Raw genomic sequence first — 21,701 nt, 5'->3', positions numbered from 1 at the left:
AAAAAATTATAAATGTTATCAGTTTCTAATTTATCAGTTCAGTTTGGTAAGCGTGTTTTGTTTGATGAAGTAAACACGAAGTTTACACAAGGAAATTGCTACGGTATTATCGGAGCAAACGGAGCAGGAAAATCTACTTTTTTAAAGATTTTATCTGGTGTGCAAGACCCAACTTCTGGTCAAGTTCATTTAGAGCCAGGAAAGAGAATGTCTGTTTTAACCCAAGATCATTACGCTTTTGATGAGTACACTGCTTTAGAGGCTGTATTAATGGGTAATAAAGAACTACATAAGATTAAATCAGAAATTGATGCTTTATATGCTGATTATACTGATGAAAATGCAGAGAAAATAGGGGAGTTACAAGTCCGTTTCGAAGAAATGGATGGTTGGAACGCCGATTCATCTGCAGCGACCATGTTGTCTAACTTAGGAATTAAAGAAGAAGACCATTATACTTTATTAGCAGATTTAGATTCTAAGAAAAAAGTACGTGTATTATTAGCACAGTGTTTATTTGGTAATCCTGATGTGTTAATCATGGATGAGCCTACGAACGACTTGGATTTTGAAACTATTGCTTGGTTAGAAAATTTCTTAGCGAATTATGATAATACAGTAATTGTTGTATCGCATGACCGTCACTTCTTAGATGCAGTTTGTACGCACATTTCTGATATCGATTTTGGAAAGATTAATCACTTTTCAGGAAACTATACATTCTGGTACGAATCTTCTCAGTTAGCTGCTAAACAAAGAGCACAACAAAACAAAAAAGCAGAAGATAAAAAGAAAGAATTAGAAGAGTTTATCCGTCGTTTTTCTGCCAACGTAGCAAAGTCTAAGCAAGCGACTTCTCGTAAAAAAATGATTGAGAAATTAAATGTTGATGAAATTAAGCCTTCATCACGTAGATATCCAGCCATTATTTTTGAAAGAGATAGAGAAGCAGGAGATCAAATTTTAAATGTAGAAGGTTTATCTAAGTCTTTCGAAGGAGAAGCATTATTTGCGAATGTTGATATTAATTTAAACAGAGGAGATAAAGTTGCTATTATTTCTAAAAGCTCTAAAGCAGTATCTGAGTTTTATCAAGTAATAACAGGAAATACAGAAGCAGATTCAGGAAAATATTCTTGGGGTGTAACTACAACACAATCATATTTGCCAGCAGACAACTCTTCATTTTTTCAAAATGGAGACTTAAATTTAGTAGATTGGTTACGTCAATACGCGCAAACTGAAGAGGAGCGTGAAGAAGTATTTTTAAGAGGTTTCTTAGGAAAGATGATTTTCTCAGGAGAAGAAGCATTAAAGAAAAGTAATGTGTTATCTGGAGGAGAGAAGGTTCGTTGTATGTTATCTCGTATGATGATGACTCGTGCTAATATTGTGTTATTAGATGAGCCAACAAATCACTTAGATTTAGAATCGATTCAGGCATTAAACAACTCGTTAATTAATTTTAAAGGTACTGTGTTATTCTCAACACATGATCACGAGTTTGCACAAACGGTTGCGAATAGAATTATAGAGATTACACCAAAAGGAGTAATTGATAAATATTCAACTTTTGATGATTACTTAAATGATCCTAAAATAAAAGAGTTGCGACAAAAAATGTACTCATAATATAAATAAAAAAAGGAAGCTAATTAGCTTCCTTTTTTTATTTATTCTTCGTTTTCTATTTCAAAAAAACTAAACACATTACCACCGTAGCGTTTATCGTAACTATGCTTAGGATGTTGCGTTAAATCGGTGTGTTTGGAATGTTCGATTATTAAAATACCGTCTTCGTTTAAAAGTTCTCTTTCAAAAATAAGGTCAGCAATTTTTAAAAACTGTTCCTCTTCGAAATCATAAGGTGGATCAGCAAAAATGATATCGCTTTTAAGCATTGTTTTTTCTAAAAACTTATATACGTCACTTTTATATGCGTTAATATCTAAATCAAGCTCATCAGAGGTTTGGTTGATGAATTTCACGCATCCAAAATGTCCATCTACAGCATGAATTGTTTTTGTACCACGAGATGCAAATTCATAACTAATGTTTCCGGTACCAGCAAATAAATCTAAAACAGCAATGTTTTCGAAATAATACAAGTTATTTATAATATTAAATAACGATTCTTTCGCCATATCTGTTGTTGGACGAACAGGTAATTTTTTAGGAGCAGAAATTCGTTTACTCTTATGTTTTCCAGAAATAATTCTCATTAGGATGCTAAGATAAAATTAGAATGGTTAGAAAAATCTTCACTGTTGGTAAAGAAGTTTGATTTAGTTTTTATGAAATCAATATTTCTAACATAGTTAAAAGTAATATCATATAATTCCGATTCCTTTTCAATAGCGCCAATAAAAGTTAAATAAAATTCATTAGGATCCATTTGGAGCTGTTCAGCAGTAAAAAGAATATAATAAATAAAGTCTTCTTTTGTGGTAAAAGAGAATGAATTGTGAAATATTAATTGTTCATTTTTACAAACAACAATATCTAGTTGATTTTCTAAAACATGCACAAAGAACTGACGTTCAGTATTTTCTTTTGAATACTCTAAAACTTTATCAATTAAAATAGTTGAATGGTGTTTATATTCAAACTCTCCAAAGTTTTGAAACAAATAATTGTTGATGTTTACATATGGAATGTAAACTGTATGAGTATTTATATTTGCTAAAGAATCGTAGGTAATAAAATCGGTAGCTAAAGTTTTAACCGAATATTTTAAATAGGGAGCTAAGTTATTACGATCAAAATATTCATCAGGTACTAACGTAGATAAGTTATTTTGATGTACAGCTGAAACAGAAGTAAAATCTTGTTGTAAATCTTTATCAATAGCAAAAATATGAATTATTTTTTCTAGTAATAACTCAGGTGAGTTTACAGATTTATCAAAAGAATACTTTGTGAATAATACTCTTTCGTTTGTCTCTGAATTAGAAATACAAAAAGAAAATCCATCCAAACTAAATTGGATGGATAGATTTTTATGCTGCGCAAAAGCGCTAGTTTTATTAGTCTTCTTTTGCAACTGTTTGACCTTTATCGTAATATGGAGGCCAGTTACCACCAGTAGTTACTTCTGTTAAAGAACCTACAGAAACAAATTGACCTTTAATCTGATCAGTTTCAATTGCTTCTAATTCTTGTTTTACTAAAGAGTTGTTCATTCCTTTTAAAATAGGAGTTTTTTCAACTTTAGCTTCAAAAACAGGAACTAATAATCCAGCTACTTTTTCTACTTTACTAGTAGCTAATTCAAATTGCTTATCTGTACCAGGTACGTTAAACATGTTTTCGAAATCTTTTCCTTCAAAGTATTTCATTACTGGTTCATAACCAATAGTGTCTACTTGTCTTTTAGAAATTGTAACAAAAATTCCACCACCTCTATCGACTTTTTCTTCAACGTTTGTAGTTTCAGTTAAAGCTAATTTACCAGTTTTAATAAAGTTTAATAAAGAATCTTTACTATTTGTATATGTTCCGTGTACATCTTTGTATTTTACTTCAGCATCACGAATTAATTTTAAATTCTTAATAACCTTAGCATAACGTACTTTTTTGTCTTTATCAAAATTGATTGGTTCCATAATACCGCCCCAAATTTTATAACCTAAAAATACTGTGGCAGCTAATAATAAAATAGAAATTAACCATCTCATTTTTAATGGTACAAATTTAACAATTAGTACTGCTAAAAGAATAGCAACAACAACTGCTGCTAAAATCATTAATAATAAATTCATTTTTTTATATTTTTAATATATGATATTCGCAAATCTACAATTTTTTTTGAATGATAAAAACAAATATCTATAAATAGATATATCTTTGAGCATTATTTGAAATATGATAGATTCTGCACCCCAATTTTATAAAGAAATATTACAAAAGTTTCCTTACGACCCTACACAAAAGCAAAATGAGTTATTAGATTCGTTAACTCATTTTATTTTCGATGACAATAATCGTGCATTATTTTTATTAAAAGGGTATGCAGGTACTGGTAAAACAACGATAGTAAGTACTGTAGTGCATAATTTATGGAAAGCAGGAAAAAAAGCTGTTTTATTAGCGCCTACAGGACGTGCAGCTAAAGTTATTTCAGGATATTCAAACAGACAAGCATTTACCATTCATAAAAAAATTTACTTTCCTAAAAAGCAAAGTAGTGGAGCAGTAAACTTTGTAATGCAACCAAATAAGCACTCAAATACACTGTTTATTGTTGATGAGGCTTCTATGATTTCTGACGAGAAGCAAAATGCAAAGTTGTTTGAAAATGGTTCTTTATTAGATGATTTAATCTCTTATGTATATTCTGGTAAGAATTGTAAAATTGTTTTTATTGGAGATACAGCACAGTTACCACCTGTTAAATTAACGATGAGCCCTGCTTTAGAAGCAGATAAACTTTCTTTTGATTTTAATAAAGAAGTAACAGAAATAGAGCTAGATGAAGTTGTACGTCAGCAACAAAATTCAGGAATCTTAGCTAATGCAACTGATTTACGTTTATTGATTCAGAATGATGCCACACATTTTAAGTTTGATGTTAGTTTTCCTGATATTATAAGACTAGAAGATGGTTATGATATTCAAGATGCAATTACAACAGCTTACGACGGTGAAATAGGTGTAGAGGATACTGCTATAATTGTTCGTTCTAATAAAAGAGCGAATCAATATAATCAGCAAATTAGAACTAAGATTCGTGGTCAAGAGAATGAAATTTCTACGGGTGATTATGTAATGGTGGTAAAAAACAATTATTACTGGTTAAAGGATTCTTCGTCAGCAGGCTTTATAGCAAATGGTGATATTTGTGAAGTGATGCGCATAAATAATATTAAAGATTTATACGGATTCAAATTTGCCGAAGTAGAAGTGAGGATGATTGATTACCCAGATATGAAACCTTTTGAAACCGTTTTATTATTAGACACACTCTCAAGTGAAAGTCCTTCTTTAACCTATGAAGAGTCTAATAAATTATATGAAACTGTAAAAGAAGATTTTGCTAATGAAACGAAGTATAAACAGTTTATGGGCGTAAAGAAAAATAAATACTTTAATGCTTTGCAAGTAAAGTTCTCTTACGCAATGACCTGTCATAAATCTCAAGGAGGACAATGGCAAACAGTATTTATTGAGCAACCTTATTTACCAGATGGACCTTCTATAGAATATTTACGTTGGTTATATACTGCAGTTACCCGTGCGCAAGAAAAATTATATTTAATAGGTTTTAAGGATGATTGTTTTTTAGAATAGTACCATGTTTCCTAATGTTAAAATAGTATTAATTGATAACTTAAAATATTAATTATGATTTTAAAAGAAATTGTTTACGCACCAACTGCTGTAAAACAACTAATTTATAAATTCAACAATGAGAATTTAACTAAAATTGAATTTATTGAAACAGAGATAATGGATGGAACTCCATTTGTTACGATGGATTTTAAAGATACACCTGCTGAATTAATTTATAAGTTTGCTTATAAACTTGGCTCTTTACAGAAATATTTAGCAATGAAAGGAGACAGTTGGTTACCATTAGATCAGTATCCTTTTCCTCCAGAAAGTTAATAAATAATAATATTAAAATTAAGTTTTGAACGATTTATACATTTTTGTTTTTCTTTTAGGAGCATTATCCACTTTTTTTATTTATAAAATAGTTAAAGGAGTTTTAAGTATTTATAATTATAAAAAAGGTTATAAAATGAAGGCTAAAGTAGTAGACTTATTATGGGTAAAAACACCACCTGCAAGATTTAGTTATTTATTTCTTAAAGAGCAGTTAAGAATTACTTTTAGGTTTGTTTTAGAAAATGATGCGTATGAGAAATCAGAAACAGATATCCATTTTAAATATAAAAAAATAGATTTTAAGTTTTTACCAAAATTAGGAGACGAAATAGAGGTATATGTAACTAAAAATGAGAACCCTAATAAGGTTACAATTAATAATATAAATAAGACTATTTTACCTATACTTGGTTTATTGCTAATGGTGATTTTTAGTGCAGGGATTTTATTTTTAGTTCTCAAAAATATTAATTAGTAACAGTAAATGTTAGCGTTTTGTTAATTTAAAAAAAGGCAACTCTAAAAAAAGTACATTTGTTTACCAATCAAAACACTCAAAATGTACAAAAAGACGCTTTTTTGCTTTTCTTTTTTATTGATTTCTGTATCAATAATTGCACAAAAACCTCAAAAATTAACTTCTAATCAGATTTACGAAAAAGTACAAAAGCTTAATTTTTTGGGTTCCGCTTTGTATATCGCAGCACATCCTGATGATGAAAATACTCGTTTAATCGCTTATTTATCAAATCATGAAAAAGCAAGAACAGGGTATTTATCATTAACTCGTGGTGATGGTGGTCAAAACTTAATTGGACCAGAAATCCGTGAGTTGTTAGGTGTAATCCGTACGCAAGAATTATTAGCAGCGCGTAGCGTAGATGGTGGTGTGCAGCGTTTTTCTAGAGCCAATGATTTTGGGTATTCAAAGCATCCAGATGAAACCTTAAAAATTTGGGATAAAGATAAAGTATTGGCCGATGTTGTTTGGGCAATTCGTACGTTTAAACCCGATGTAATTATCAATCGTTTTAACCATAGAACTCCAGGTACTACGCATGGACATCATACTTCTTCAGCAATGTTGAGTGTAGAGGCTTTTGATTTAGCAAATGACAAAACTAAATATCCATCTCAATTAAAAAATATAAGTACTTGGCAACCAAACAGATTATTTTTTAATACTTCATGGTGGTTTTACGGTAGTAGAGATAAGTTTGCAAAAGCTGATAAAAGCAAGATGTTGAGTTTTGATATTGGCACTTATTATCCATTAAAAGGATTGTCTAATAACGAATTAGCTTCTATTGCAAGTAGCCAACATTTATGTCAAGGGTTTGGTCGATTAACTACTCGTGGAAATCAGACAGAATGGGTAGAGTTTTTAAAAGGAGATTTTCCAAAAGATAAGAAAGATATTTTTTCAGGTATTAATACTACTTGGAATCGTGTAAAAGGAGGTGGTGAAATCGGAGATATTTTATATGAAGTAGAAAAGAATTTCGATTTTGTAAATCCGTCTAAACATTTACCTACTTTAATGAAAGCTTATGGTTTAATTGAAAAGATAGAAGATAAGCACTGGAGAAATATAAAAATTAAAGAGCTTAAAGAAATTATTAAAGCTTGTGCAGGATTGTATATAGAAGCTTCTGCGAATTCTTCAAGTACCACACCTAATTCTATTATCGATGTAAATTTTGAAGTATTAAATAGAAGTAATATTTCAATGGAGTTAACATCTATAAAGTTTAACTCTAACGGTAAATTGATTTCTAAGAATTTAGATTTAGCACCTAATTCAAAACAAAATTTTAAAGAGAATATTACTGTAGGGAATATGGAATATTCTTCTCCTTATTGGTTGACCAAACCTTGGGATTTAGGAATGTATAAAGTAGATGATAAAACAATTATTGGTAACCCAGAATCGGTAAGACCTATTCAAGTTGAATATAATTTGATGATTGAAAATAAACCAATATCATTTACAATTCCTGTAGTTCGTCGTTATTCTAAAAGAGATAAAGGAGAAATTTATGAGCCTTTCGAAATCTTACCTAAAGTAACTACAAAACTAAAGAGTAAGGTGATTATATTTTCTGATAATGCTTCTCAACAAGTATCATTAGAAGTGCGATCTGGAGCTAAAAATGTTTCAGGAACGGTTTCATTAAAAGTGCCTAATGGTTGGGAGGTTTCTCCTAATAATGCTGAATTTTCTATTGAGCAGAAAAATGATGTTCAAATAGTTGACTTTACAGTAACTCCATCAGAAAATCAATCGGAAGGCGTTTTAAAAGCTATAGCAACTGTTGATAATAAGCAATATGATAAAGAGTTAGTTGAAATTAATTACAATCATATTCCGAAGCAATCAGTTTTATTGCCATCACAAGCAAAAGTTGTTCGCTTAGATATTGAGAAAATAGGAAAAACGATTGGTTATATTCAAGGTTCTGGAGATGCTGTTTCAGAAAGTTTACGTCAAATTGGATATAATGTTATTGAGATTGACCCTAAAAATATTAATGAAGAAAATTTAAAGGATTTTGATGCTGTTGTTGTTGGAATAAGAGCATATAATACATTACCAGAATTACAATTTAAACAAAAGTATTTGTTAGAGTATGTAAAGAATGGAGGTAATATGATTGTACAATATAATACTAGTAGAAGAGTTGATGTAAAGGCTCCTTACGAATTACAATTGTCTAGAGATAGAGTAACTGATGAAAATGCTAAAGTTACGATGTTAGCAAAGAATCATTCGATATTAAACTACCCAAACAAAGTTTCAAATAGCGATTTTAATGGATGGGTTCAAGAACGTGGATTGTATTTTCCAAATAAATGGAGTAGTGAATACACTCCAGTTTTATCTATGAGTGATAAAGGTGAATCTGCTAAAGACGGAAGTTTACTAATCGCTAAATACGGAAAAGGAAATTATATGTACACCGGATTAAGTTTTTTTAGAGAATTACCAGCTGGAGTTTCTGGAGCATATAAATTGTTCGCAAATATGTTATCTGTAGGCAAAGAAAAAGAAGTTAAAAAGAAGAAAGTGAAGCTTTAGTATAACTAAACTTTTGAAAGGAAATAAAACTCAGTAAACAATTTGTTTACTGAGTTTTATTTTTAGGCTTAAAAAGATTTACAGAAACAGTTGCTAATTCTGAATTTGGAAATTTTTTAAACGTATTTTTATCTGAAACTAAACCAATTTCTCCCATGGTTTTCATGTATTCATCTAGCTCAATAATATATTGATCAGAATATCCATGAGTAGCATCGTAAGCAGTTGCAGCTGTTTTTCCTAGATTTTTTGCTACTAATTCAGGTATTGAAGTATGTAACTCTATTAATAACAACCCAAACTTACTAATGTAAGGGGTCCATTTATTAAAGTGTTGTTTTAAAGATTCGATAACTAAATTATTGTTCAAACGTTTTCCTTTATATGCATAAGCTCCAGTAGACGAAGTAACTTTAATATTTGTATGATTTTTTGGTTTCTGCCAGATTCTATTATGATCTAAAAACGTACGAACGTTTAATAAATCAGATAAGTTAATTCCATATTTTTGATGTAAGTCGTTAGACATTGCTTCTGGATTTCCAATATCTCCCCAGATAACCTTAGCCCAAATATCAGCTTGTACTAAGTTTTTTCTAGTAATTTTTAACGCAGATTCGTTATAATCTACTCCAATAAGTAATAACGGATAGTCTTCTAAAACCTTTCCGCGATTGGTTTGGTTTTCAATTACATTAAATAAATGCTTTAAAAAGGCACCGTTACCACAACCTACATCTAAAATTCCTTTAGGCTGCTCGTCAATAGGTTTATTAAATAAGTTGATAATAATTTCATCAATTACTCTAAAATAGGCTGCATGTGCACCTCCGCTTCCCCAAACATTCATTTCTCTATCCACATGAATTTCTTCGTTATGAATGCTAGCAGTATCAAACATTGTTGGATCTCCAAAAATAAGTTTATCTAACTTTCTAAGTGTAGGAATATAAGAAACGGTTACACCATAAGCACTAGCTCTTCTGGCGAAAAAGAGTCCTTTATCGGTAAATTCATAGGATTCATTGGTTTTAACAAACCAGTTTAAATCGGTAAGAATATTTAGTAAACGACTAAAATTTTCTGAATCTTTATGAAATTCATCAGCAGAAAATTTTGTTTGCATAAAATATTTATGAAACATCCCACTCATACCTAATAAAACAATGGTAGGTCCTACAATAATTCCTTCAATATGTATTAAAATTTGCTCTAAAATTTCTTTTTCTTTGGGGTTTGAAGGAACCGATAAGCCAAATTTGTTTTTAAAGTTATGATATAGCTTTTCAAGCTTTAAAAAAGGTTCGGATTCAAACTTTCTGATACTATATGCTTCTGTAAATTTAAGTAGTAAGAAAGCTTCTTTATATAAATGAAAATAAGAAAATGCTACAGTAGAATTTTCATTGATTTTAAAACGAACAGAGTTATTACTATTATCAACATGCTGAATCAGCCATCCTTGTGAACATAAAGTTCTTAAGGCAACATTTAAATAACCATCGTTGGCTTTAAATAGACTAGAAAGGTCAGTTAAACTAACAGATTTATTCTCTAATAAATAGTTAGTGATTCCTTTTTCATGTAAAACATGAGCAGCAGGACAGGTAACTATACCATCTAAGTGTCTAAACAACTTACTTCTAAGTATAGATTTTTCTTGTTTTGATAGCATCTCTTGGTAGTTATTCAATAAAGATAACTAATTGATTTTTAATCGCAGGGCGATAACCAAGGTTTTAATTACCTGAGGTAGTTGATTTTTAAAAATGAAGAAAAACTAGTTTGGAAGAATAGAGTTAAAATATTTAGTTTAATAGTTTAGATATCTCATTATAAACAAAACAATAATAATCATGAAACCTCGGTAGTAATATGTTTTCAAGATCTTTGGTGTTTTCAAGTATTTCCAATTCGAATAGTTTAAGAGAATCAACTTCTTCTTTTTGGACGGTCAATTCTTTAACGGAAACTGTTAATTGAGCAATATAAACATGATGGAATTCATTGTCTATAATTCCGTTAGCATGGTTTACTTGATGTTTTCTTGTTCCAATTTTATGAAGCTGATCTGGAGTAATATCAAAATTAATTTCTTCTTTAATCTCTCTTATGGCAGCAGTTTCTATTTTTTCACCAGCTGCTACATGTCCAGCAACAGAAATATCCCACAAACCAGGAAATACTTTTTTTGTGGCAGCACGTTTTTGGAGTAGTATTTTTTTATCAGAAGTATATAGCCAAATATGTACAGTAGGATGAAAGCGACCATACTTATGAGCTTCTGATTTTAAACAGGTTTTACCTGTGTAATTTCCGTTGTCGTCTAGAATATCTATTACTTCATCCATATAAAAAAGAATCCCGCACAAGGCGGGATTTGTATTATTTAAAATAAGAGAAATCTTCTCCGTCTTCTATTTTTAATAAACTCTCGTAAATCATTTTAATTACGTTTTCAACATCTTCTCTATGAACCATCTCTACAGTGGTGTGCATATAACGTAAAGGTAAAGAAATTAATGCAGAAGCAACACCACCGTTGCTATAAGCAAAAGCATCAGTATCTGTTCCAGTAGCTCTAGATAAAGCAGAACGTTGGAAAGGTATTTTCTTTTCTTCGGCAGTTTCTGTAATTAAATCACGTAATTTTTGTTGTACAGCAGGAGCGTAAGCTACTACAGGGCCTTTACCCATTTCTAAATGACCTTCTTTTTTCTTGTCGATCATTGGAGTGGTAGTATCATGAGTTACATCGGTAACAATAGCTACATTAGGTTTTATGGTTTGCGTAATCATTTCAGCACCTCGTAAACCAATTTCTTCTTGTACAGAGTTTGTTACGTATAAACCGAAAGGCAATTTTTTACCATTTTCTTTTAATAAACGAGCTACTTCGGCAATCATGAATCCACCCATACGATTATCTAACGCACGACATACAAATTTATCTCCGTTTAAAATATGAAACTCGTCTGGGTATGTAATTACACAACCTACATGAATTCCTAATTTTTCCACTTCTTCTTTAGTAGCACAACCTGTATCAATAAAAATATTATCAGGTTTAGGAGCTTCCTCTTTAGCTTTGTTACGAGTATGAATTGCTGGCCAACCAAAAACCCCTTTTACAATACCATTTTTAGTATGGATATTTACAATTTTACTAGGTGCGATTTGATGATCACTACCTCCATTACGGATTACATAGATTAATCCGTTATCTGAAATATAATTTACATACCAAGAAATTTCATCAGCATGCCCTTCGATAACGACTTTGTATTTCGCATCTGGATTGATAACCCCAACTGCAGAGCCATAGGTGTCGGTAATAAATTCATCAACATATGGTTTTAAATAGTCCATCCAAATTTTTTGCCCTTCCCATTCGTATCCAGTAGGAGCAGCGTTATTTAAATATTTCTCTAAAAAGTCAATTGACTTTTGGTTTAAGATTGATTTATTTTTAGCCATAATATTTTTATTAATTATTCTTCTTCGTCTGTTTTAGATTCTGGTCCCCAAAAACGTCGCTTTTCACGATATTCTTGTTCTTCTTTAATTTGTTCTGGAGTTAGTACTTTTAAAAATGAAGGATGTTGTTCTATAGCATACTCAATTTTTTCAACGATGCTAGCTACATCTTCATTTTCATAATCTATCTCTAAAGGCTCTTTTATCACCATAGATTGTAATACATTACGTTTTTTTATCATCAATCCTTTCTTGTCAAAAGAACGTCTAAAGCCATCAATAACGATAGGCACAACAATGGGTTTAAAGGTTTTTATAATATGCGCAGTTCCTCTTCGAATAGGTTTAAATGGAGTAGTGGTTCCTTGCGGAAAAGTAATTACCCAACCATCATCTAAAGCTTTACCAATATTAGAGATGTCAGACATTTTTACTTGTCTTTTTACATCTTTACCCGAGCTTCTCCAAGTTCTTTCTACAGAAACTGAACCTACATAGGCAAATATTTTTGGTAATAAACCAGCTCTCATGGTTTCGCCTGCAGCAACATAGTATAAGTTAAGCTTAGGGTTCCATAAATAACCAACGTTTCTAATATTATCATCACGTCCTTTTAAGGCGGCGTTAAATACATGAAACATAGAAGCTACATCAGCAAAATATGTTTGGTGGTTAGATATGAATAGTACATTTTCGTTAGGTAGGTTACGTAAAACTTCCATTCCTTCTATTTGAAGGTCATTAAACTTACGATAACGACCGTGAGAAATAATTCCTAAAACTTGAATAAGAAAACGTTTTACGAATAAAATATGTCCGAAAGGATTCCTTTTAAATAAAGGCATTTACTTGGTGTTTTTATTAGTGGAAAGGCTAAATTACGAAAGATATAGAAAATATTAAGACTTTAATAAGTCTTTAATTTCTGAAAGCATCATTGCTGTTGCTCCCCACACGATGTAATTATTTAGTTTAAAGCATGGTACATCGATATTTTTCATATAAGAAGTTTCCATTTCTACAGAGGTTAAACTATTTTCATTTAATAAGTCACTTATCAAAACTTCAATAATATTTGCAACTTCCTCGTTTGGTTTAAAATCTGGTTTCTTATTCGTTACGCCAATAAAAGGAGCTACTAAAAAATTACTAGGAGGAATATAAGAATCCGAAATCTGACGAATAATTTTAATGTCTTCAGATAGAATTCCAACCTCCTCAAAAGTTTCTCTAAGAGCTGTTGCTTCTATATTCTGATCAGTTTTATCTGTTTTTCCACCAGGAAAACTAACCTGTGCAGAATGTGTACCATTATAGCTTGCTCTTTCTGTAAGTAAAAAACGAGTTTGATTATTTTCGTCAGGATAAAATAAAGCCAGAACTGCAGCTTGTTTAGGATTTTTGCTTCGAATTAATTCCTCAGAAAATTGCATTCTTAATTTAGGAGCTAATTTAAATTGAGATGGTAATCCTCCTAAAGGTTTATTCTGTAGTTCTTCTATTTGATTTATAAAATCAGAAAAAATCATTTGGTTTTAGTATTTTTAAGCAAACTTATTAATTTACAGAGTTAAAACTCATATAATTTGGCTTGAATTTTGATTTGCAATTAACAGAATTAATATTATATAAATGAATACAGAAAATAAATACCAAAAATTAGCTTTAAGTCTATTATTTGATGCTGTTGGATACGTGTCTTATGTTGTTCCTGGTTTAGGAGAACTTTTTGACGTTGTATGGGCGCCAGCTTCTGCTTACTTAATGACAAAAATGTACAAAGGAAATAAAGGTAAAATAGCAGCAGCTGTTACTTTTATAGAGGAAGCTATGCCTGGGTTAGATATTATACCAACGTTTACATTAATGTGGTTATATACTCACGTTTTTAGTAGTTCTAATAAGCCTAAAAAAACGATTGAGGTTTAAAAAAATAAAAAGGGACTTATTAAGTCCCTTTTTTTATGAAATTATAATTTTCAGATAATCTATTAAGTGTTTATTGACCAGCTTCTTTTTTAGCGTCTTCAATCATTTTATCATTTGCTACAATGGCAAATTCAACACGTCTATTTTTACTTCTTCCTTCAACAGTTTCGTTTGAAGCAATAGGGTCATTTATTCCTAATCCTTTCGTTTCAAAACGAGTAGAGATTAAACCTTTATTTGCTAAATAGCTTTTAACAGAATTCGCTCTTTTTTCTGAAAGAGTTTGATTGTATTCGGCTTTACCAGTACTATCCGTGTATCCGTAAATAACAATATTTGTGTCGCTGTAGTCTTTAAAAACAGGAATTAATTTATCAAGATTAGCTTTTGCAGTAGATGTTAATGTTGATTTGTTTGTTGCAAATCTAACAGCATTTTCACCTAAAGTAAGTTTAATACCTTCTCCAACTCTTTCAACTTCAGCTCCAGGCACAGCTTCTTTAATTTCACGAGCTTGTTTATCCATTTTGTTACCAATAACACCACCAGCAACACCTCCAATAACACCACCTAAAACAGCACCAAGTTCAGAGTTTTTCCCATTTCCTACATTATTACCAATTACTGCTCCTAAAATTGCACCAGCTGTAGTACCAATTACTGCACCTTTTTGAGTATTGTTTGCATTTTTAACAGAACTACAAGAAGTAAAAATACTAGCAGTTAAAAATAAAATTGATAGACTATATATAATTGCTTTTTTCATGATATATTTTTTTATGATTATTTTCTTTGAAATGAGTATGTAATATTTTTAATGTCTCCAGCAACATTTATTTTATCAACTAAATCGAAACTATTTTCGGTTACATTTTTTACATCTAAAACAAAACCATTATTAACTTCTTTAGCTTTATGGTTATTTATTATTTTTAATACAAAGTTTCCATCTTTATTTACATACCAAGTAATAGGAGAGCTAAATTCTTTACAATTAGTACTTGGGTTATTTAAATTCATTTCTCCTTTGTTATTGTTTGAAATGAAACTCCAGTTACTACCAACAAAACATTTAGAGTCTTCTATATTAAAAGAATTTACATTAAAGTAATTAGATCCAGGAAAGTTTACTGAAGCAATTGTCCAGTTACCTTTTAGCATGCGCTCGGTTTTATTATCTAATTTAGTATTAACTGTTGAAGTAGACTTACATGCAACAATCGTAGCTAAAAAAAGAACAAAGAATAACGTTTTTTTCATAATTTATAGATTAGTTTTTATAAAGATAATAAAACTATAACGGTTAAATGTTTATAGCTTTTTGTTTATGACACAAGATGTTTAGATAAAGTCACATTTATTTAAATTGATTTATTTTAGATAAAAAATGAACCTTTTAACTTTTTCTACGTCTATGTGATGTAATCAATTATGAAAAAATTAGATAGTATAACTGATAAAGAATTGGTTCTTCAATTTCAATCAGGAAATAAGCAAATAATTTCTTTATTAGTTAAAAGATGGCATGTGCAATTCTGTAAGTTGGCTTATTGGTATGTAAAAGATACTGATATCGCAAAAGACATAGCACAAGAAAGTTGGCAAACGATATTATATAAATTACCAACGCTTGAAAACCCTGAACGATTTAAAAGTTGGTCAATTAGTATTGTTAACAGAAAAGCAATCGATTGGTTACGGGCTAATAAAAGAGTAGAAGGTAAGTATCAAAAATATTATAAAGAAAATAAAAGAAATATTCTTGAAGAAGAGCAGGATGAACAGCAGAAATTAAAAAATAAACTTTTAAAAGCTATTCAAAAATTATCTATAGAACAACAAGTAGTTATTAAATTATTTTATACAGAATCATATTCGTTAAAAGAAATTAGTAAACTATTAAATATATCAATAGGTACTGCCAAATCAAGACTCTTTCACGCAAGAGAAAAGTTAAAAACAATTTTAAAAAAGTAAATATTATGAATTCAACAGAAGAGATAGACAAGTTAATAAAAGAAACATTAACTGAAGAAGAAGTAAAATTTTATCAAGAATTGGAAGAGCAAAATGTTTGGCAAATGGTTGGTGGATTGTTTCAAGGAAAAAATAAATGGATAATGGTACTAATGAATATTATGACTTTAGTGTTTTTTGGATTATTTATTTACTGTATTGTTCAGTTTTTTGAAGCGACAACAACTAAAGAGTTTATTCAATGGTCTACCGGTACATTAATATTTTTACTAGGTGTAAGTATGTTAAAAATATTTGCATGGATGCAAATGGATAAAAAAGCATTAATTAGAGAAATTAAACGTTTAGAATTACAGGTTTCTTCATTATCAGGAAAAATGTCTGATTAAGATTTTAAAACACATGTAATATTTAGTAAATTGCAGCACTTTTTAGGGATGATTTCTTTCCCACGCTGAATTTTCGAAGACTCTTCGAAAGGATAAAGGTAAACAGGAATAGTTTTTTATGAATTAAAAATTATTTTAAAATGGCTGTTTTAGACCAATTAACTTCGCAACAAGCGATAGATTTAGAAAACAAGTATGGAGCACACAACTACCATCCATTACCAGTAGTATTAAGTAAAGGTGAAGGAGTATATGTGTGGGATGTTGAAGGAAAAAAGTATTATGACTTTTTATCTGCTTATTCAGCAGTAAACCAAGGACATTGTCATCCAAAAATTGTTGGTGCAATGGTAAACCAAGCGCAAACATTAACTTTAACTTCTCGTGCTTTTTATAACGACAGATTAGGTAACTACGAAAAATTTGCAGCAGAGCTTTTTGGTTTTGACAAATTATTACCTATGAATACAGGTGCAGAAGCAGTAGAAACTGCTTTGAAATTATGTAGAAAATGGGCATACGAAGTAAAAGGAATTAACGAAAATGATGCACAAATTGTGGTTTGTGAAAATAACTTTCATGGACGTACCACAACGATTATTTCTTTTTCTAACGATCCTGTAGCTCGTAAGAATTTTGGTCCTTACACAGACGGTTTCATCAAAATTGAATATAATAACTTAAAAACTTTAGAAGAAGCTTTAGAGAGTGATAAAAATATAGCAGGTTTCTTAGTAGAACCAATTCAAGGAGAAGCAGGAGTATATGTTCCTTCTGAAGGATATTTAGCAGCTGCAAAAGCATTATGTGAAAAGCATAATGTGTTATTTATTGCTGATGAAGTTCAAACAGGAATAGCACGTACAGGTAAAATGTTAGCAGTAGATCACGAAAATGTAAAACCAGATATTTTAATCTTAGGTAAAGCATTAAGTGGAGGTGCGTATCCAGTTTCTGGAGTATTAGCAAACGATAACATCATGAATGTTATTAAGCCAGGAAATCACGGTTCTACTTTTGGAGGTAACCCTGTAGCAGCAGCAGTTGCAGTTGCAGCATTAGAAGTTGTACAAGAAGAAAACTTAGCTGATAACGCAGAGCGTTTAGGTAAAATATTTAGAGCTGAATTAGCAGAGTTTGCTGAAACTACTGATTTGGTAAAATCTGTTAGAGGAAAAGGATTGTTAAATGCGGTTTTAATTAACGATACAGAAGAAAGCTCAACTGCTTGGGATATTTGTATCAAGTTACGTGATAACGGATTATTAGCAAAACCAACGCATGGTAACATTATTCGTTTTGCTCCGCCATTAGTAATGAACGAAGAGCAATTACGCGATTGTATTTCTATTATTAAGAAAACAATTTCTGAGTTTAAGAAATAAACTGTTTAAGTTTTTAATAAAAAAGGAGCGATTTAAAATCGCTCCTTTTTTATTTATGAGGTGTTTTAATTTACCATTTCATATACATTTAAGTGTCTTTTTAAAACACCCGATGGCGTGTTTTTATTTTCATCAAAAATGCGTGTATCACCAAATAATATAAAACTTTCTTTAGCTCTAGAAACAGCTACGTTAAGCATGTTTGGTTTGTTATCTTTTTCAAAAAACATAGTGCCTTCATCTTCATTAGAATACACAGAACTAAATAGAATAATATTGCGCTCAGCACCTTGTAAAGCGTGTACAGTACCTAATTTGATATCGTTTACGTTATAACCAGCATCTGTTAAAGCTTTAGATAGTTCTCCTTTTTGACTAGCAAACGGAGTAATAATGCCTAATTCACTTTCAATATTGTCAACTTTATAAGCTTCTTGGATAGTTTCTTTGTTTTGTTGTAGCCAAGATATAATCGCATTTACTTCTTTTATATTACAACGACTGTTAAACTTACGCTCGCTAAATCCTTCTATATGATATGCCATCATAGATGGAAAAGCTTGTGTGTCTTTTGCCTTTCCTTTCATTGGTTTTAAAATACCATTATAAGCAAGTTCATTACAAAAGTTAATAATTTCATCATTACATCTTCTGTGCTCTAATAAAACTAATCCTTGTTCTTTCTCTTTAGCCAAAGGAGTTTCGAACTCACAAGCATTTTGAGACATCTTCATAATGCTTCCACTAGAGGCTAAAAAACCTAATTTGTTTAGATACTCTTTATCATTTTCATTTTGAAGCATATTAAGATTGGATAAATTACCAACATCAATTTTTGGAGGAATCGACCAAATAGGTTCAATTTGCTTTAAATCTCCAATAACAAATGCTTTTTGAGTTAGGGAAAATACAGGAATACTAACTTCTGGAGTTACCTGACCAGCTTCATCTATAATTAATAAATCTAAGAAGTTATACAAAGGAAGATATTCGAAAATAGGTCTTCCATTTTCATCTTCCCCTTGATACTGACTGTATAAAAAATGACTCGGAGCCATATAAAAAGTAGCTACAAAACAAGGAGTTAACATTGCTCTACGTTTCCACTTGTTTTTTATAGCATTTTCGCCAGTTCCTTTTTCGGTATTATGTTCAATAGTTTCTTGGGTAGCTAGTAGCCAACGAGCTTCCCAATAGTGGGTTGCTAGTAAAAAAGCTTTGTGGCGTAGCTCCATATCTAACTCATCATAAAAGAAGCGTTGAGTGGTGTCGTTAGAGTTTATTTTTTCATACTCATACTTCCACATTTGTTCTTCTGATGCGAAAGGGAATCCTTTAATGTTATTTTCAAACTTCCAGTTTTTTAATTGTAAGTTTGATTGTAAGGCTAAGTTTAAATCAGCAAGACATTTTTTTATAAAAGAAGCGGTTTTTTCTTCGTTAGAAATGGCTTCTTCAGTAATTTTAAAAATCCAATTTGGATTATCAATATTTGTAAGAGAATTAACTTTAAAATATTTCTTTACTTGCTCTATAAAATCTATTTTTTTTATGGATGCTTTTAAGTTTGTAAGTATGGTTCTCCACTCTTTTAGATTACCAATTTTAAAAGCATCTTTTTTAATATAATCACTTTCTTTTAAAAGGATTTTATTAATAGAATTAATAGAATTAATATAATTGGTAGAATAATTTACTCCATCAATTAAAGTATTTTCTATCTCAATAATTTTTTCTTGTAAATCTTCACAAACACCTTCTAAAGAATTTGTTTCTGTATTGAAGTAGTTACAGTAGTTGGTTAGAAAATAATATTCTGCCTCTTGTACGTATTTTTCATCTTCTAAATCACATAAAGTACCTTCATGACCAAATAAATTTCCTTTTAAAAAATTAATGTCTTTTAATTTTTTAGTGTTTTTAGAATTTGAGGGGAGGTAAGTAGCGTATCCGTTAAAATCAGGAATCCATCGCTCTGATAAGCCTTCCATAGAACTTTTAGAATTGATAAAACTATCAATAATATTGGTAACCGCCTGATTGTTGTTTGAGCAAGCTAAAATTACTGGAGCATCTTCTCCTTTAATAGCTGCTTTTACAAATTCGGTAGCTACTAAACTTTGTAATAAGGTTGTTTTTCCGGTTCCTGGTGGTCCGTTTACAGCAGTTACTGCATTTTCTTCTGCAGTTAAGTATGATAGTAAAGTTTTACGTTGACTGATAGATAACGGGAACTCGTTAGACATCTGCCCTAAATGCAAATGATTATTTCTTAAAAAACCATTGTCAGTAATAGCATTTTTTCGTTCTCTTGTATGTGGATTAATAACTTTAGAAAGCACAGGTAGTTCCTCTTCGTTTTTTAATAGATTTTCATATAAGAAAAGAATACTTTTTGCGGTAGATATTTTAGAACTTATTGCAAAATAAGTTAATTGATGTTTTGTAGTGTATCGTTCTGCACGATAATGATAGATGCTATTATGGGTTATTGCAGAAAATATTTCGTTTATATAATTCCAATACACATCCCAAGAAATGGTTTCATCTTCATATTGAGCAAAAGGAGTTTCTAATTCTTTCGCGTTTAAAATGGTGTCGATAGATGAAAAAATAAAGTCGTTTTTAACATCAGCAATCGGAGTTAAGTAATTGCGAACAATAAGTGGGAATAAATCTTTCGGAGCAGATAATTGCCCAGAACGATTTACAACAGCTGTTAACCAAAAAGGATGAATAGTACGTTGTTTAAACTTAGTATTGTCTGTTTGATATTCTAAATAAAAAGGTGCAATTAGTATTTTGGTTTCTTCTACTTTATGCCACTTATTACTATCTTTTTTAGTAATTCCTTTTAAACGATTTATTCTTCGTTCTTCAACATCTAATAATTCATTAGCTTGTTTAGTGTTAATAAGTGCATTGCTTAAATCAGATGATTGTTGATAAAATAAGTTTTTAATTTTAGAAATATCGATAGCTAAATTTTCACTATCTGATAAACTATTTTTATAGTATTGCAACCAGTTTTTTTCGTTGTTCATGATTTATTCTTGTCCCCTAAATTTGAATAAAAAGAGGACTAAAATAGAGGATATAATAATTGAAGAGTTATTTTTTTTATCCTTTTTATTAACGATTTTTAAGCGGAAGATTCAGTAGGTTAATTTTCAGTAAAATAGCAGTTGTAAATAAATGTAAAACAGGTATTATCCAATAATTTATTATTGCATATCTTCTAATCGCTCGTTTAATAACTCTGGATTACTAATTACGTCCCATCCAAAATACATTCCAATAAAAATCACCATAGCAATAATAATAAGGCTCAAAATGATACCAATAATAGCTAAAATCTTACCTGTGTTTACATTACTTAATCCTTCGTAAAGCTCAGGGGTTTCATTATAAGTGTTTTTTGCCTTTTTAGCTAAAATTAAAGCTGTAATTCCCATAATTAAACCAAGAGCTCCACCAAAACAGCAAGAACCTAAAATAGATAGTACCCCTAAAATAATTATAATTGTTGAATTTGGTAATTGCTCTTTTTCCATAGTTTTTTAAATTAATTGATTCATTTTTATAACATAACTTATTACAATAATAAGTACGTTAATTATAGCTAAAATAGAAATTATTTTTTGAGCGAACTTTATTTTATAAAAGAAATTTATAATGATAATAAGAGCTAATAAAAGCAGTGTATATATAGCAGGATACATTTTAAAAGCGGCTATAAACTCACGATGTATTAGTAAATTTAAAGCTCTTTGCATACCACAACCTAAACAGTCAACTCCAAAGAGTTTCTTATTTAAACAAGGCAACATATAGTCTTCTAATTGTATATACATA

At 30.3% G+C, this 21,701-nt stretch carries 22 protein-coding genes; 9 read left to right on the top strand and 13 right to left on the bottom strand.

Annotated features, from left to right (window positions below; genetic code table 11):
• Positions 1-12 precede the first annotated feature (12 nt).
• Positions 13-1,632 (top strand): ABC-F family ATP-binding cassette domain-containing protein, encoded by a 1,620-nt coding sequence (locus H3Z83_RS01550; protein WP_182123721.1) that lies wholly within the window; start codon positions 13-15, stop codon positions 1,630-1,632.
• Positions 1,633-1,673: 41 nt separating this feature from the next.
• Here the strand turns inward: H3Z83_RS01550 and H3Z83_RS01545 are convergent, their stop codons facing one another.
• The 3 genes from H3Z83_RS01545 to H3Z83_RS01535 are packed head-to-tail and all read right to left on the bottom strand — an operon-like array spanning position 1,674 to position 3,761.
• Positions 1,674-2,222, bottom strand: a complete 549-nt coding sequence (locus H3Z83_RS01545; RefSeq protein WP_182123720.1) for an RsmD family RNA methyltransferase — start codon at positions 2,220-2,222, stop codon at positions 1,674-1,676.
• A complete protein-coding gene (locus H3Z83_RS01540) occupies positions 2,222-3,043 on the bottom strand; it encodes a DUF3822 family protein (protein WP_220455433.1) in 822 nt (273 codons plus the stop codon). Before H3Z83_RS01540 ends, H3Z83_RS01545 begins: the two co-directional genes overlap by 1 nt.
• A complete protein-coding gene (locus tag H3Z83_RS01535) occupies positions 3,027-3,761 on the bottom strand; it encodes a hypothetical protein (protein ID WP_182123719.1) in 735 nt (244 codons plus the stop codon). Before H3Z83_RS01535 ends, H3Z83_RS01540 begins: the two co-directional genes overlap by 17 nt.
• 103 nt (positions 3,762-3,864) lie before the next feature.
• On the opposite strand from H3Z83_RS01535, the gene H3Z83_RS01530 reads away from it, so the two are divergent.
• The 4 genes from H3Z83_RS01530 to H3Z83_RS01515 all read left to right on the top strand — a co-directional run bounded on the left by H3Z83_RS01530 (position 3,865) and on the right by H3Z83_RS01515 (position 8,689).
• Entirely contained in the window at positions 3,865-5,289 is a 1,425-nt protein-coding gene (locus H3Z83_RS01530) for an ATP-dependent DNA helicase (RefSeq protein ID WP_182123718.1), read from the top strand.
• Positions 5,290-5,343: 54 nt separating this feature from the next.
• Complete coding sequence (locus H3Z83_RS01525) at positions 5,344-5,607, top strand: hypothetical protein (protein WP_182123717.1); 264 nt, start codon at positions 5,344-5,346, stop codon at positions 5,605-5,607.
• Between the two features lie 25 nt (positions 5,608-5,632).
• Positions 5,633-6,085: a hypothetical protein gene (locus H3Z83_RS01520; RefSeq protein ID WP_182123716.1), complete on the top strand. Its 453-nt coding sequence runs from the start codon at positions 5,633-5,635 to the stop codon at positions 6,083-6,085.
• 84 nt (positions 6,086-6,169) lie between these two features.
• On the top strand, positions 6,170-8,689 hold the full coding sequence (locus H3Z83_RS01515; protein ID WP_182123715.1) for a PIG-L family deacetylase: 2,520 nt from the start codon (positions 6,170-6,172) through the stop codon (positions 8,687-8,689).
• A 46-nt stretch (positions 8,690-8,735) separates the two neighbouring features.
• Here the strand turns inward: H3Z83_RS01515 and H3Z83_RS01510 are convergent, their stop codons facing one another.
• From H3Z83_RS01510 to H3Z83_RS01490, 5 genes are all read right to left on the bottom strand, one after another.
• Positions 8,736-10,364 carry a class I SAM-dependent methyltransferase gene (locus H3Z83_RS01510; RefSeq protein WP_182123714.1) on the bottom strand — a complete coding sequence of 543 codons (1,629 nt, stop codon included), beginning with the start codon at positions 10,362-10,364 and terminating at the stop codon, positions 8,736-8,738.
• 133 nt (positions 10,365-10,497) lie between these two features.
• Complete coding sequence (locus H3Z83_RS01505) at positions 10,498-11,040, bottom strand: NUDIX hydrolase (protein WP_182123713.1); 543 nt, start codon at positions 11,038-11,040, stop codon at positions 10,498-10,500.
• Between the two features lie 34 nt (positions 11,041-11,074).
• Positions 11,075-12,166 (bottom strand): M42 family metallopeptidase, encoded by a 1,092-nt coding sequence (locus tag H3Z83_RS01500; RefSeq protein ID WP_182123712.1) that lies wholly within the window; start codon positions 12,164-12,166, stop codon positions 11,075-11,077.
• A gap of 14 nt (positions 12,167-12,180) precedes the next feature.
• On the bottom strand, positions 12,181-13,011 hold the full coding sequence (locus tag H3Z83_RS01495) for a lysophospholipid acyltransferase family protein (protein WP_182123711.1): 831 nt from the start codon (positions 13,009-13,011) through the stop codon (positions 12,181-12,183).
• A gap of 54 nt (positions 13,012-13,065) precedes the next feature.
• Positions 13,066-13,695: an NUDIX hydrolase gene (locus H3Z83_RS01490; RefSeq protein ID WP_182123710.1), complete on the bottom strand. Its 630-nt coding sequence runs from the start codon at positions 13,693-13,695 to the stop codon at positions 13,066-13,068.
• 103 nt (positions 13,696-13,798) lie between these two features.
• Between H3Z83_RS01490 and H3Z83_RS01485 the strand changes: the two genes are divergently transcribed.
• A complete protein-coding gene (locus tag H3Z83_RS01485; protein ID WP_182123709.1) occupies positions 13,799-14,095 on the top strand; it encodes a hypothetical protein in 297 nt (98 codons plus the stop codon).
• A 70-nt stretch (positions 14,096-14,165) separates the two neighbouring features.
• Here the strand turns inward: H3Z83_RS01485 and H3Z83_RS01480 are convergent, their stop codons facing one another.
• Both H3Z83_RS01480 and H3Z83_RS01475 read right to left on the bottom strand, forming a co-directional pair.
• On the bottom strand, positions 14,166-14,861 hold the full coding sequence (locus H3Z83_RS01480) for an OmpA family protein (RefSeq protein WP_182123708.1): 696 nt from the start codon (positions 14,859-14,861) through the stop codon (positions 14,166-14,168).
• A 17-nt stretch (positions 14,862-14,878) separates the two neighbouring features.
• Positions 14,879-15,355, bottom strand: coding sequence for a lipocalin family protein (locus H3Z83_RS01475; RefSeq protein WP_182123707.1), 477 nt, complete (start codon positions 15,353-15,355; stop codon positions 14,879-14,881).
• A 171-nt stretch (positions 15,356-15,526) separates the two neighbouring features.
• On the opposite strand from H3Z83_RS01475, the gene H3Z83_RS01470 reads away from it, so the two are divergent.
• From H3Z83_RS01470 to rocD, 3 genes are all read left to right on the top strand, one after another.
• On the top strand, positions 15,527-16,072 hold the full coding sequence (locus tag H3Z83_RS01470) for an RNA polymerase sigma factor (protein WP_182123706.1): 546 nt from the start codon (positions 15,527-15,529) through the stop codon (positions 16,070-16,072).
• Positions 16,073-16,077: 5 nt separating this feature from the next.
• Positions 16,078-16,461 (top strand): DUF6768 family protein, encoded by a 384-nt coding sequence (locus tag H3Z83_RS01465; RefSeq protein WP_220455432.1) that lies wholly within the window; start codon positions 16,078-16,080, stop codon positions 16,459-16,461.
• A gap of 140 nt (positions 16,462-16,601) precedes the next feature.
• Positions 16,602-17,846 carry an ornithine--oxo-acid transaminase gene (gene rocD, locus H3Z83_RS01460; protein WP_182123705.1) on the top strand — a complete coding sequence of 415 codons (1,245 nt, stop codon included), beginning with the start codon at positions 16,602-16,604 and terminating at the stop codon, positions 17,844-17,846.
• Between the two features lie 65 nt (positions 17,847-17,911).
• On the opposite strand, the gene H3Z83_RS01455 is transcribed toward rocD, so the two are convergent.
• The 3 genes from H3Z83_RS01455 to H3Z83_RS01445 form a co-directional block, all read right to left on the bottom strand.
• Positions 17,912-20,890 (bottom strand): DEAD/DEAH box helicase, encoded by a 2,979-nt coding sequence (locus H3Z83_RS01455; RefSeq protein ID WP_182123704.1) that lies wholly within the window; start codon positions 20,888-20,890, stop codon positions 17,912-17,914.
• A 180-nt stretch (positions 20,891-21,070) separates the two neighbouring features.
• Positions 21,071-21,400, bottom strand: a complete 330-nt coding sequence (locus tag H3Z83_RS01450) for a CCC motif membrane protein (protein ID WP_182123703.1) — start codon at positions 21,398-21,400, stop codon at positions 21,071-21,073.
• Positions 21,401-21,406: 6 nt separating this feature from the next.
• A complete protein-coding gene (locus H3Z83_RS01445; RefSeq protein ID WP_246337437.1) occupies positions 21,407-21,700 on the bottom strand; it encodes a DUF2752 domain-containing protein in 294 nt (97 codons plus the stop codon).
• Position 21,701: the final 1 nt, after the last annotated feature.

The organism is Tenacibaculum pelagium (genome assembly GCF_014062345.1).
GTDB lineage: Bacteria > Bacteroidota > Bacteroidia > Flavobacteriales > Flavobacteriaceae > Polaribacter > Polaribacter pelagius.
This window is presented reverse-complemented; position numbering and strand designations above follow the sequence as displayed.

Excerpts from the sequence above, each read along its gene's own strand:
- H3Z83_RS01450 (WP_182123703.1), bottom strand. The coding sequence starts at position 21,400 with ATGGAAAAAGAGCAATTACCAAATTCAACAATTATAATTATTTTAGGG.
- H3Z83_RS01480 (WP_182123708.1), bottom strand. The coding sequence starts at position 14,861 with ATGAAAAAAGCAATTATATATAGTCTATCAATTTTATTTTTAACTGCT.
- H3Z83_RS01505 (WP_182123713.1), bottom strand. The coding sequence starts at position 11,040 with ATGGATGAAGTAATAGATATTCTAGACGACAACGGAAATTACACAGGT.
- H3Z83_RS01515 (WP_182123715.1), top strand. The coding sequence starts at position 6,170 with ATGTACAAAAAGACGCTTTTTTGCTTTTCTTTTTTATTGATTTCTGTA.
- H3Z83_RS01510 (WP_182123714.1), bottom strand. The coding sequence starts at position 10,364 with ATGCTATCAAAACAAGAAAAATCTATACTTAGAAGTAAGTTGTTTAGA.
- H3Z83_RS01475 (WP_182123707.1), bottom strand. The coding sequence starts at position 15,355 with ATGAAAAAAACGTTATTCTTTGTTCTTTTTTTAGCTACGATTGTTGCA.
- H3Z83_RS01485 (WP_182123709.1), top strand. The coding sequence starts at position 13,799 with ATGAATACAGAAAATAAATACCAAAAATTAGCTTTAAGTCTATTATTT.
- H3Z83_RS01455 (WP_182123704.1), bottom strand. The coding sequence starts at position 20,890 with ATGAACAACGAAAAAAACTGGTTGCAATACTATAAAAATAGTTTATCA.
- H3Z83_RS01465 (WP_220455432.1), top strand. The coding sequence starts at position 16,078 with ATGAATTCAACAGAAGAGATAGACAAGTTAATAAAAGAAACATTAACT.
- H3Z83_RS01490 (WP_182123710.1), bottom strand. The coding sequence starts at position 13,695 with ATGATTTTTTCTGATTTTATAAATCAAATAGAAGAACTACAGAATAAA.
- H3Z83_RS01535 (WP_182123719.1), bottom strand. The coding sequence starts at position 3,761 with ATGAATTTATTATTAATGATTTTAGCAGCAGTTGTTGTTGCTATTCTT.
- H3Z83_RS01545 (WP_182123720.1), bottom strand. The coding sequence starts at position 2,222 with ATGAGAATTATTTCTGGAAAACATAAGAGTAAACGAATTTCTGCTCCT.
- H3Z83_RS01470 (WP_182123706.1), top strand. The coding sequence starts at position 15,527 with ATGAAAAAATTAGATAGTATAACTGATAAAGAATTGGTTCTTCAATTT.
- H3Z83_RS01550 (WP_182123721.1), top strand. The coding sequence starts at position 13 with ATGTTATCAGTTTCTAATTTATCAGTTCAGTTTGGTAAGCGTGTTTTG.
- H3Z83_RS01500 (WP_182123712.1), bottom strand. The coding sequence starts at position 12,166 with ATGGCTAAAAATAAATCAATCTTAAACCAAAAGTCAATTGACTTTTTA.
- H3Z83_RS01495 (WP_182123711.1), bottom strand. The coding sequence starts at position 13,011 with ATGCCTTTATTTAAAAGGAATCCTTTCGGACATATTTTATTCGTAAAA.
- H3Z83_RS01530 (WP_182123718.1), top strand. The coding sequence starts at position 3,865 with ATGATAGATTCTGCACCCCAATTTTATAAAGAAATATTACAAAAGTTT.
- H3Z83_RS01525 (WP_182123717.1), top strand. The coding sequence starts at position 5,344 with ATGATTTTAAAAGAAATTGTTTACGCACCAACTGCTGTAAAACAACTA.
- rocD (WP_182123705.1), top strand. The coding sequence starts at position 16,602 with ATGGCTGTTTTAGACCAATTAACTTCGCAACAAGCGATAGATTTAGAA.
- H3Z83_RS01445 (WP_246337437.1), bottom strand. The coding sequence starts at position 21,700 with ATGTATATACAATTAGAAGACTATATGTTGCCTTGTTTAAATAAGAAA.